Origin of the sequence: Sphingomonas sp. PAMC26645, assembly GCF_004795835.1 — a bacterium.
Taxonomy (GTDB): Bacteria; Pseudomonadota; Alphaproteobacteria; order Sphingomonadales; family Sphingomonadaceae; genus Sphingomonas.
Window position 1 is genome coordinate 2,081,144 of the sequence record NZ_CP039249.1, and the last position, 9,961, is coordinate 2,091,104.

General features: G+C 65.6%; 13 protein-coding genes. 8 read left to right on the plus strand and 5 right to left on the minus strand.

Annotated elements, in window-relative coordinates; genetic code table 11:
- Positions 1 to 49: 49 nt before the first annotated feature.
- Positions 50 to 406 (minus strand): hypothetical protein, encoded by a 357-nt coding sequence (locus E5673_RS09900; protein ID WP_056063078.1) that lies wholly within the window; start codon positions 404 to 406, stop codon positions 50 to 52.
- 232 nt (positions 407 to 638) lie between these two features.
- On the opposite strand from E5673_RS09900, the gene E5673_RS09905 reads away from it, so the two are divergent.
- The 4 genes from E5673_RS09905 (at position 639) to E5673_RS09920 (ending at position 4,564) form a co-directional block, all read left to right on the plus strand.
- Positions 639 to 1,787, plus strand: coding sequence for a glycosyltransferase (locus E5673_RS09905; RefSeq protein ID WP_136189860.1), 1,149 nt, complete (start codon positions 639 to 641; stop codon positions 1,785 to 1,787).
- 69 nt (positions 1,788 to 1,856) lie between these two features.
- Positions 1,857 to 3,260 carry a nitronate monooxygenase gene (locus E5673_RS09910; protein ID WP_136189861.1) on the plus strand — a complete coding sequence of 468 codons (1,404 nt, stop codon included), beginning with the start codon at positions 1,857 to 1,859 and terminating at the stop codon, positions 3,258 to 3,260.
- 253 nt (positions 3,261 to 3,513) lie between these two features.
- On the plus strand, positions 3,514 to 4,152 hold the full coding sequence (locus E5673_RS09915) for a LysE family translocator (RefSeq protein ID WP_136189862.1): 639 nt from the start codon (positions 3,514 to 3,516) through the stop codon (positions 4,150 to 4,152).
- 166 nt (positions 4,153 to 4,318) lie between these two features.
- On the plus strand, positions 4,319 to 4,564 hold the full coding sequence (locus E5673_RS09920; RefSeq protein WP_247599648.1) for a hypothetical protein: 246 nt from the start codon (positions 4,319 to 4,321) through the stop codon (positions 4,562 to 4,564).
- 200 nt (positions 4,565 to 4,764) lie between these two features.
- Here E5673_RS09920 and E5673_RS09925 read toward each other — a convergent pair whose 3' ends face one another.
- Positions 4,765 to 4,956 (minus strand): hypothetical protein, encoded by a 192-nt coding sequence (locus E5673_RS09925; RefSeq protein ID WP_136189863.1) that lies wholly within the window; start codon positions 4,954 to 4,956, stop codon positions 4,765 to 4,767.
- 90 nt (positions 4,957 to 5,046) lie between these two features.
- Positions 5,047 to 6,045: a D-glycerate dehydrogenase gene (locus tag E5673_RS09930; protein ID WP_136189864.1), complete on the minus strand. Its 999-nt coding sequence runs from the start codon at positions 6,043 to 6,045 to the stop codon at positions 5,047 to 5,049.
- Positions 6,046 to 6,149: 104 nt separating this feature from the next.
- On the opposite strand from E5673_RS09930, the gene E5673_RS09935 reads away from it, so the two are divergent.
- Positions 6,150 to 6,650: an SH3 domain-containing protein gene (locus tag E5673_RS09935; protein ID WP_136189865.1), complete on the plus strand. Its 501-nt coding sequence runs from the start codon at positions 6,150 to 6,152 to the stop codon at positions 6,648 to 6,650.
- A 121-nt stretch (positions 6,651 to 6,771) separates the two neighbouring features.
- Here the strand turns inward: E5673_RS09935 and E5673_RS09940 are convergent, their stop codons facing one another.
- Together E5673_RS09940 and E5673_RS09945 are read right to left on the minus strand one after the other, a co-directional pair.
- Positions 6,772 to 7,134 (minus strand): endonuclease domain-containing protein, encoded by a 363-nt coding sequence (locus tag E5673_RS09940; RefSeq protein WP_348769896.1) that lies wholly within the window; start codon positions 7,132 to 7,134, stop codon positions 6,772 to 6,774.
- 101 nt (positions 7,135 to 7,235) lie between these two features.
- On the minus strand, positions 7,236 to 8,441 hold the full coding sequence (locus tag E5673_RS09945; RefSeq protein WP_136189867.1) for an acetyl-CoA C-acyltransferase: 1,206 nt from the start codon (positions 8,439 to 8,441) through the stop codon (positions 7,236 to 7,238).
- Positions 8,442 to 8,517: 76 nt separating this feature from the next.
- On the opposite strand from E5673_RS09945, the gene E5673_RS09950 reads away from it, so the two are divergent.
- The 3 genes from E5673_RS09950 to E5673_RS09960 are packed head-to-tail and all read left to right on the plus strand — an operon-like array spanning position 8,518 to position 9,948.
- Positions 8,518 to 8,769: a hypothetical protein gene (locus E5673_RS09950; RefSeq protein ID WP_165886453.1), complete on the plus strand. Its 252-nt coding sequence runs from the start codon at positions 8,518 to 8,520 to the stop codon at positions 8,767 to 8,769.
- Entirely contained in the window at positions 8,762 to 9,517 is a 756-nt protein-coding gene (locus E5673_RS09955) for an A24 family peptidase (protein WP_247599649.1), read from the plus strand. The genes E5673_RS09950 and E5673_RS09955 overlap by 8 nt, the downstream gene beginning before the upstream one ends.
- The gene (locus tag E5673_RS09960) at positions 9,514 to 9,948 is read left to right on the plus strand and encodes a hypothetical protein (RefSeq protein ID WP_136189868.1); all 435 of its coding nucleotides are present in this window, start codon (positions 9,514 to 9,516) and stop codon (positions 9,946 to 9,948) included. Before E5673_RS09955 ends, E5673_RS09960 begins: the two co-directional genes overlap by 4 nt.
- Positions 9,949 to 9,961 lie beyond the last annotated feature (13 nt).

Consider the following 9,961-nt stretch of genomic DNA (forward strand, 5'->3'; position numbering starts at 1 on the left):
TAGCCAGGAGGGAGGACGCAGCGCGCGGCCTCCCTCCTGGAAAGTCGGATCAGCAGCGGCCGAACGACTTCGAAACGACGACATGGCCGGCGACCGAGATCGTGACCTTCACGCCGGTAGGGATGCCCCATGTCGTGCAGATGTCGAGGCAAGCCTGCGCTGCGGTTCCGCTGGGGAAGATCGACGGAATGGGCAGGCAGATCGAGCCGAACCCTAGTGGCAGATTGACGCAGACCTGTCCGTTGTTAACCGTGACGCTGATACACCCGCCGGCCAGTACCAATGCACCGCCATTGGAAACGTCGGTCTCCGCACTAACCGAAGCAATATTGGCCGACTTTGCATGTTGCGCAGCGGCGTCGAGAGCACTCTGAATCTGTTTTGGGTCGAAATCATAGGCAGCCATAACGGTCATCCTTTTATTGCCGGTATTTCGGTCCAGCTGTTTTACGGGCTAGGTCGCATAAGGCTCAACGCGAACATTGTCCGTTTCGCTTGGCTATCGATGCAAAGACTTGGATGAATGGTCCGATTCGACGGGAATACTGTACCGATGCCGATTGTGTTGCCAGCGCTGACGCACGGTAAGTCCGCACGCGCCCTTGAAAGCGCTCGCGAAAATCGGCATCGCGTCGGCCATGGCCGCTCCCGTCAACATCCTCCACCTCCACTCCTCGTTCGACCTAGGAGGGAAGGAGGCGCGCGCGGTTCGGCTCATGAATGCGTTCGGCGATCGCGCGAAACACACCATCGTGTCGGGCGTGCCCGATGCGCTAAGCGCGCGGGACTCGATCGCGAAGGGGGTGCGCTACGAGATCGCGCAGAACCCGCCGCCGCTGACGGGCAAGCCTTCGGTCGCGCGCTACGAGGCGATAGCGCAGTATATGCGGCGGTTCGACCTGGTGCTGACGTACAACTGGGGTGCGATCGACGGGGCGATGGCGCGACGGGCGTTCGCCAAGGGCGCGCCGCCGCTGGTGCATCACGAGGACGGGTTCAACGCGGACGAAGCGGGCGGGCTCAAGATCGAGCGCAACATCTACCGGCGGCTCGCGCTGGGCGCGGCGCATGCGCTGGCGGTGCCGTCCGAGGTGCTGGAAGGCATCGCGCTGAAGACGTGGAAGCAGCCGCGCGAGCGGGTCCACCGGATCGTCAACGGGATCGGCACCGCCTATTACGCGCAAAGGCCCGAACCCAAGGCGATTCCGGGGTTTACGCCCAACGCCAAGGAAGTCGTGATCGGCGCGCTGGTGGGCTTGCGCGAGGTGAAGGACCTGACTGCGCTGGTGCGTGCGGTCGGTGGCGTTTCCGGGCGGGTTCGCCTCGTGATCGTCGGGGAGGGGCCGGAGCGCGCGAACATACTGCAGGCCGCCGCGGCGATGGGGATGGCGGACAAGCTGGTACTGCCCGGATTCCTCGATCGGCCGTACCGCTATATCGGCCATTTCGACATGCTGGCGCTGTCGTCGCGGAGCGAGCAGTTTCCGATCTCGGTGGTCGAGGCGATGGCGGCCGGCTTGCCGATCGCGAGCTACCCGGTCGGCGATATCAGGCGGATGGTCTCGGCGGAGAATTTGCCGTTCGTGACTGAACTCCCCGGCGAAGTGCGGTTACGCGACGCGTTGCAGGCGCTGGTCGCCGATCCGGCGTTGCGCGCCTCGGTCGGCGCCGCGAACCAGGCCAAGGCGCGGGCTGAATTCGACGAAGCGGTTATGATCGCTCGCTATCGTGCGCTGTACGAGGATGCACTCGGTCGGCCTGGCGTACTAGGCGAACTACTAACCTAGGTCGTAATATTGCTCGCGCGTTGCGTCCTTGCGATATAGGGGGCCGTATTTTCCGGGAGAGGTGACGTCGTGTTCAAGGGCCTGAAGCCTATCGTCTATAACGGTCGGGAAGTCTGGCCTCTGGTTGAGGGCGGCAAGGGCGTCGCCGCGACCAACCACGCGTCGGCCGGCGCCTGGGCTGCGGCCGGGGGCATCGGCACCGTCTCGGCGGTCAACGCGGACAGCTACGATCCCGAGGGCAAGATCATCCCGCAGGTCTATGCGGCCCTGACCCGGCGCGACCGTCACGAGGAGCTCGTTCAGTACGCCATCGAAGGCGCGGTCCAGCAGGTCGAGCGCGCCTACGAGATCGCCGACGGCAAGGGCGCGATCAACATCAACGTGCTGTGGGAAATGGGCGGCGCGCAGCGGATTCTGCACGGCGTTCTCGAGCGCACGCGGGGGAAGGTTGCCGGCGTCACCTGCGGTGCGGGCATGCCGTACAAGCTGTCCGAGATCACCGCCTCCTACGGCGTGAGCTACCTGCCGATCGTCAGCTCCGGCCGCGCCTTCCGGGCGCTGTGGAAGCGCGCCTATTCGAAGGCGGCCGAGTGGCTTGCTGCGGTGGTGTACGAGGATCCGTGGCTCGCAGGCGGGCATAACGGCTTGTCGAATGCCGAGGATCCGTTGAAGCCGCAGGACCCGTATCCGCGCGTGAAGGAACTCCGCGACGTTATGCGCGAAGGCGGCATCTCGGACGACGTGCCGATCGTCATGGCTGGCGGCGTTTGGTATCTGCGCGACTGGAACGACTGGATCGACAATCCGGAGCTCGGCACGATCGCGTTCCAGTTCGGCACGCGGCCCTTGCTGACGCGCGAGAGCCCTATCCCGCAGGGGTGGAAGGACGCGTTGACGCGGATCGAGGAAGGCGACGTGCTGCTGCACAAGTTCTCGCCGACCGGCTTCTATTCGTCCGCGGTGCGCAATCCGTTCCTGCGCTCGTTGGAGGCTCGGTCCGAGCGTCAGATCGCGTTCTCGACGCAGGAGGCTGGCGATCATGTGTTCCAGCTCGACGTTGGCGTGAAGGGCAAGAACTTCTGGGTCACGCGCAACGACCTGCTGCGTGCGCGGCAGTGGTTCGGCGAGGGCTATACCGATGCGCTCAAGACGCCGGACAACACGCTGGTGTTCGTCAGCCCGACCGAGAAGGGCATGATCCGCAAGGACCAGGCCGACTGCATGGGCTGCCTGTCGCAATGCTCGTTCTCGAGCTGGGCGGATACCGAGACCAACTCGACCGGACGCCTCGCCGACCCGCGCAGCTTCTGCATTCAGAAGACGTTGCAGGACATCGCGCACGGCGGAGACATCGACCAGAACCTGATGTTCGCGGGGCATGCGGCGTATAATTTCAAGAAGGATCCGTTCTACTCGAACGGGTTCGTGCCGAGTGTCGGGCAGTTGGTCGATCGGATTTTGACGGGGGATTGAGGCGAGGGGCGTTGTGCGTCGATGATGTCGTGCTTTCGATAGTATAGGTTGTGCTACACCTCGTGCCCTGGGACAGATCGGCGCTTATCGGTTGGAACCAACCGAAGCTTGTTTCCCCGCGAAGGCGGGGACCCAGTCTGGGCTCCCGCCTTCGCGGGAGAACAAGGAAGAGCAGGCCGTCGTTCGAATGCGGCCGTCCTGCTTCGACAAGAGCCGCACTGAACAAGTCGGCGACTAGGAATAGGGAATACCTATGACGCTACACGCCTGGTGGTTGTTCGTAGTCGCGGTGTTCCTGTTATGCGGGACTCCCGGACCAAACATGCTGCACGTGATGACGCGCAGCATCGCCTTCGGCGCGCGGCGCAGCGTCGCGGCGATGGCGGGGTGCCTGACCGCGCTGGTGCTCGTGCTGGCGGCGTCGGCGGCGGGCGTGTCGGCGTTGCTGGCGGCATGGCCCCGGGTGTTCGACGCGCTGCGCTATGCCGGCGTCGCGTACCTCATATTCCTCGGGATCAAGGCGTGGCGCGGGGCGGGGTCTCCGATCGACGTCGGCGACGATACCACACCGGTGGCACTCCCCCCGACCGTGTCGGCGCGACGTCTGTTTCGCGGCGGGTTCGTGATCGGCATTAGCAACCCAAAGTTGTTGCTGTTCGCCGCCGCCTTCCTGCCGCAGTTCGTCGACCGCGCGTCAGCGCAGGCGCCGCAGTTCGCGATACTCGTGGTGACTTTCGCGGCGGTCGAGAGCTTCTGGTACGGCGTGTATGCAGCCGGTGGGCGGACGCTCGCGCGCTATCTTACGCGTCCTGCATTGCGACGCGCGTTCGACCGCGTGACGGGTGCGATCTTCGTCGGGTTCGGTCTCGCTTTGCTGCGGGTGCGGGCATAGCGGGGGCCGGAGCGCCATTGCCGTTCGGGGCGATAGCGCGCATAGATTGGTTATCGCGGCGCTTCGTACGGGCAGGCTGCGACTGAGAGATGCTTTGCGCTCCCGCTCCGAGCCGGGAATGCCGCATGACGATCTATTCTTTCTTCGTGATCTCAGGGGCCGCATCGTGACGACGGGCACCGAAACGGTCGTGCCGATCTCGCGCGCCGTCAACGTCAGCGTCGAACAGCCTCAGGTAGTGGCGATGTGCAAGAAGCATGACGCGATCATCAGTGCGATCGAGACGCTGCCATCAGGTGGCACGCGCGTCGTGCTGATGAACAGCGCGGATGCGGCAAAGATCATCAAGGCGTTTGGGTCGAAGGTGATGACCGGGAACGTCGCGCGGACGCATTGGATGCGTGCGGTCTGACTGAAGTCTAAATCCTCCCCTGCCAGGGGGAGGTGGCTGACGCTTGCCGGTCGGAGGGGGAGGACACGGAACGTATGTTTCGCTTTCCTCCCCCTCCGTCACCGTCGGTGCCACCTCCCCCTAGCGGGGGAGGATTAACTGGCGAACGAAACAAGGGCGGGCGGTATAGCCGCCACCATTTCGCGTGGTGTCCGGCCCGATCAATCGGCGACCGTGCCGACGACGGCACCACCAGCGCCGCCAACGGCCGCACCCTTCTCGACGCTGCCACCGGTCGCGGCGGCAACGCCTGCGCCACCCGCAGCACCGATGCCTGCGCCCTTGAGCGTGGAGCATGCGCTTATCGAGACGGCAGATACGACCAGCAGGGCGGAAACGGCAAACTTCTTCATCTTGGATACTCCTGTCTCTCCGGGGGTATCCAACAAATGCTGCATCGCGGCATCAGTTCCGAAATATTGACGCAGATCGTATCGGCGGACTCAGATCCAGCCGTCGAGCACCTGATCCGGCGGGCGATGGCCATCCGCCCACATCCGGATATTCTGGATGACGCGCTCGCCCGATGCCATCCGCCCTTCGAGTGTCGCCGAGCCCATGTGCGGCAGCATCACGACGTTGGGCAGCGCGAGCAGCCGCGGATCGATCGCCGGCTCGTGCGCCCAGACGTCGAGACCTGCGCCGGCGAGCCTGCCCGCCTCCAGCGCGTCGACCAGCGCACCCTCGTCGACGATCCCGCCGCGCGCCGCGTTAATAAGGTACACGTGCGGCCGCATCAGCGCGATCCGACGGGCGTCGATCAGGTCGCGGCTGTCGGCGTTCAAGGGCGTGTGGATCGTGACGATGTCGACCGCCCCGAGCATGTCGTCGAGCGATGCATGGAAGGTGGCGGCGAGTTGCGCCTCGCGGACCGCGGGGAGGCGGGTGCGGTTATGATAATGGATCGTCAGCCCGAATGCGCGTGCCCTCAGCGCGACCGCCTGGCCGATCCGCCCCATCCCGACGATCCCGAGCGCCTTGCCGCCGATCCGGTGGCCGAGCATCCCGCCCGGGCTCCAGCCGTTCCACTGGCCCGACCGCACCAGCTTCTCGCCCTCCGCCAGCCGCCGCGGGACCGACAGGATCAGCGCCATCGTCATGTCGGCGGTGTCCTCGGTGAGCACCCCCGGCGTGTTGGTGACGATGATCCCGCGCGCGCGCGCCGCCTTCAGGTCGATGTGGTTCACGCCCGCACCGTAGTTCGCGATCAGCTTCAGGCGGTCGCCCGCGCCGGCGATCAGCGCCGCGTCGACATCGTCGGTCACGGTCGGTACGAACACGTCACAATCGGCCATCGCCGCGGCAAGCTGGTCGCGGTCGAGCTTGGCGTCGGCGCGGTTGTTGTGCGTGTCGAACAGCGCCTCCATCCGATCCATCAGCGTATCGGCCAGCTCGCGGGTGACGACGACCTTGGGGTTCGGACAGCGGCGTGTGTCGATCATGCGGATGGCTTGGCGAAGGCGCTCAAGCGCGTCAACGTTGACACCGCAACTTCGGTTGAGGAAAGCGGTTCGTCGCGATAGGAGTTCGGCTCGCCAGTTAGGACATGACCATGCGCATTCTCGCCGCCGCGCTTTCCGTTCTTGTTGTCACCGCGCTGGTGCCCGACCCGGCGACCGCGGCCGACGCGACGAAGAAGACCGTACCCTATTACGCGTCGATCTCGGCATCGCGCGCGCGGATGCGGACCGGGCCGGCGCGGACGTATCCGGCGAGCTGGCTGTATCAACGCCAGGATCTGCCGATCAAGGTGGTCGCGATCTTCAAGGAATGGCGCAAGGTCGCTGATCCTGACGGGACCGAGGGGTGGATGCAGGCGAATTTGCTGAGCGGTACGCGGACGGCGATCGTGCGGGGTTCGGGGCCCGTGGAAATGCGCGAGAAGCCCGTCTCGTCCGCCAAAGTGCTGTGGCGTGCGGCGCCGGGCGTGGTCGGGCGGCTGAGCCAGTGTGGCAATGGCTGGTGCCGGATGGATGTTAAGGGGCAGGCGGGGTTTGTTGCCGTTGGGGGGCTTTGGGGGGTCGAGGCTGGTGAGGTTTTGCCTTGAGGCTTTAGGGGATGGTTTGTTGGAGGCGTCGCGTGATGCGGAAACCGACCCACCCCCATCCCCTCCCTTCCAGGGAGGGGAGTAAGAAGAGGGTAACGTCCCCCGGTCGCCGACTACCCTTCTAGCTCCCCTCCCTGGAAGGGAGGGGTTGGGGGTGGGTCGGCCGCTGAAGACGGAGGACGCTTGCCAGGATCGTTTCCGCCACGCCGTCTGGGTTTCGAGCGACGTCGGAGTTCCAGAACCGGATCACCGTCCAACCGAGATCTTCCAACCGCCGCGTCCTCGAACGGTCCCGAACCGAGTCGATGTGTTGGCTGCCGTCGAACTCCACCGCGAGGCGCACCTCCCGACAAGCCAGATCGACGATAAACCTTTCGACGACCAACTGCCGCGTGAACCGCGGGCGAAAATACGCGACCTTATGCCAGATCGCGATCTCGGCATCGGTCGGGTGGTTGCGTAGGTTGCGAGCGCGCCGCGTCATATCGGGAGGAACGCGCGGCATCCCTCCGGACTGCGCCCGGGAGTCGTGGAGGGCAACCCACCCCCGGCCCCTCCCTTTCAGGGAGGGGGGAAGTCAGCGGATCAGTTCATTAGTTCCACTGCCATCGCGGTCGCTTCGCCACCGCCGATGCAGAGCGAGGCTAGGCCACGTTTTTGGCCAGTCGTCTCCAACGCCGAAAGCAACGTCGCCAAAATCCGCGCACCGCTCGCGCCGATCGGGTGGCCCAGCGCACAAGCCCCCCCGTGAATGTTCACCTTGTCATGCGGCAAACCAAGGTCGCGCATAGCGATCATCGCGACGACGGCGAAGGCTTCGTTAACCTCGAACAGGTCGATGTCCGATGCCGACCAGCCGGCCTTCTCCATCGCTTTCCGCATAGCGAACACCGGCGCGGTCGTGAACAGCGACGGCGCGTGGGCATGTGCGGCATGCGCCACGACCCGTGCGATCGGCTTGATGCCGAGCCGGTCCGCAACGCTCGCACGCGTCATCACCAAGGCCGCAGCACCGTCGGAGATCGACGAGGCGTTGGCGGCGGTGATCGTGCCGTCCTTCGAGAAGGCGGGCTTCAGCGTCGGGATCTTGGCGACGTCGCCCTTCGCCGGCTGCTCGTCGAGCGAGACCGTGGTCGTGCCCTTACGACCGGCGATATCGACGGAGATGATCTCGCGGTCGAACGCGCCGGACTTCTGCGCGGCTTGCGCCCGGTGCAGCGATTCGATCGCGTAGTCGTCCATCTGCTTGCGCGTGAACTGGTATTCGTGCGCGGTGTCCTCGGCGAAGTTGCCCATCAGCTTGCCGGGTTCGTACGCGTCCTCGAGCCCGTCGAGATACATGTGGTCGTACATCCGGTCATGGCCGATCCGCGCGCCGCCGCGGTGGCTCTTCGATAGGTACGGCGCGTTGGTCATGCTCTCCATGCCGCCCGCGACGAGCAGGTCGACCGACCCGGCCGCCAGTGCGTCTGCAGCAAGGATCGCCGCCTGCATCCCCGAACCGCACATCTTGTTGACCGTCGTCGCCTCGACATGGTCGCCGAGCCCGGCGTTGATCGCAGCCTGTCGCGCCGGCGCCTGGCCTAGCCCGGCGGGAAGCACGCAGCCCATGTAGATCCGCTCGATCTCGGCCGCCGAAACGCCCGAGCGCTCGACCGCACCACGCACCGCATCGGCGCCAAGCTGCGTCGCGGTGGCGCCCGCAAGCGCGCCCTGGAACGATCCCATCGGCGTGCGCGCGTAGGACAGGATGACGATGGGATCTCGATCGGCGGCCACTTCACTCTCCATATATTCTTCTGCCCCCGTATCTGGGGTTGATGTGCGGCAATACAAAGCACTGCGGGATGCGCCTAGACCCCCCATCATGGAAACACTCATCGCGACGCTCAAATGGTGTGCAGCAGGGTCGGGGGTGATCGCCGCCTTCATGGTATCGCTCGATTTTGGGCGGCGCGTGACGGGGTGGGGGTTCGTGCTGTTCGTCGGCTCGTCGATCGCGTGGCTGAGCGGTGCGGCCTTGACCGGGGACTGGGCGCTGGGCACGCAGAACATCGTGTTGTTCGGGATCAACCTCCTCGGCGTGTATCGCTACCTCGTGCGGAAAACGGGTGTCTGAGGCTGCGTTCTGGGCGGTGTTGTTGGGGGTGCTCGGGGCGATCATCGGCAGCTTCGTCGCGGCGCTGGTCATGCGCTGGCCCGACGGGCGATCGGTGATGCAGGGGCGATCGGCGTGCGATGGCTGCGGGCGGACACTCCGCGCGGTCGAGCTGGTGCCGCTGTTTAGCGCGCTCGTCCTGCACGGCCGGTGTAAAGGGTGCGGCGTCGCGATCAGTCCGGTGCATTGGCGGATCGAGTTGGCGGGGTTGGTGATCGGCTCGGCCGCGGGGTTCGTTGCGCCGGGGACGGTCGGCATAGCAGGCGCGGTTTTCGGATGGCTGTTGCTGGCGTTGGCAAGCCTAGACCTCGTCGCATTCTGGCTGCCCGATCGGCTGACGATCCTGCTGGCTGCGACCGGGCTCGTTGGCGCCGCGCTTGGTATCGACCCGCCGCTTCAGGAACGGCTGATTGGCGGACTCGCCGGGTTCGGGACGCTGTGGCTGGTCGCGGTCGGCTATCGGCGCATACGTGGCCGCGACGGGATGGGCGGCGGCGATCCCAAGCTGTTCGGGGCGATCGGACTGTGGCTCGGGTGGCAGATGTTGCCCGCCGTCCTGCTAATCGCGAGCATGATCGGACTCGGCGTTGTCCTTGCCGCGCACCTCAAGGGACGCAGCATGGCGGCGGACACCGCGCTTCCGTTCGGCGCTTTGCTGGCGATCGCGGCTTATCCCGCTTGGCTGTTCATGATAGGCGTGACGCCATGATATCGCTCGCTCTTATGCTCGCGCTGCAAGCCGCGACGCCTGCGCCAGCTGCCAATTCAGGTCCGGGTCCCCTCGGTGCGATCGGCCAGCAGAAGCTCCCCGCCAAGGGGTGCGCCGCGTATCTCTGGAGCATGGACGCCGGCCGGCAGCTCGTCGCGATGGCGACCGCGGACCCTGAGCAGATCCGTCTCGCGATCGATGGCAAGACGACCGACTTCGCGATGACGACCCAGTCGCCCGCGATCGGCTTCGGCTTTGGCGGCGTCACGCAATATCGCGGCGGCGACGTGACCGCGACGCTCGACATGGCCGTCGCCGTGCGCGCCGACATCTCGGCGGGCGCGACCGTGACGTCCGCGACGCTACGGATCGACCGCCCCGGGCGCGATACCGTGGTCATGCCGGTCGGTGGCCTAATCGGCTGTGTCTGAGGTTAATTTTTGT

Coding starts and splice junctions, on each gene's coding strand:
- E5673_RS09900 (WP_056063078.1), bottom strand. CDS start 406: ATGGCTGCCTATGATTTCGACCCAAAACAGATTCAGAGTGCTCTCGAC.
- E5673_RS09905 (WP_136189860.1), top strand. CDS start 639: ATGGCCGCTCCCGTCAACATCCTCCACCTCCACTCCTCGTTCGACCTA.
- E5673_RS09915 (WP_136189862.1), top strand. CDS start 3,514: ATGACGCTACACGCCTGGTGGTTGTTCGTAGTCGCGGTGTTCCTGTTA.
- E5673_RS09925 (WP_136189863.1), bottom strand. CDS start 4,956: ATGAAGAAGTTTGCCGTTTCCGCCCTGCTGGTCGTATCTGCCGTCTCG.
- E5673_RS09930 (WP_136189864.1), bottom strand. CDS start 6,045: ATGATCGACACACGCCGCTGTCCGAACCCCAAGGTCGTCGTCACCCGC.
- E5673_RS09935 (WP_136189865.1), top strand. CDS start 6,150: ATGACCATGCGCATTCTCGCCGCCGCGCTTTCCGTTCTTGTTGTCACC.
- E5673_RS09940 (WP_348769896.1), bottom strand. CDS start 7,134: ATGACGCGGCGCGCTCGCAACCTACGCAACCACCCGACCGATGCCGAG.
- E5673_RS09945 (WP_136189867.1), bottom strand. CDS start 8,441: ATGGAGAGTGAAGTGGCCGCCGATCGAGATCCCATCGTCATCCTGTCC.
- E5673_RS09950 (WP_165886453.1), top strand. CDS start 8,518: ATGGAAACACTCATCGCGACGCTCAAATGGTGTGCAGCAGGGTCGGGG.
- E5673_RS09960 (WP_136189868.1), top strand. CDS start 9,514: ATGATATCGCTCGCTCTTATGCTCGCGCTGCAAGCCGCGACGCCTGCG.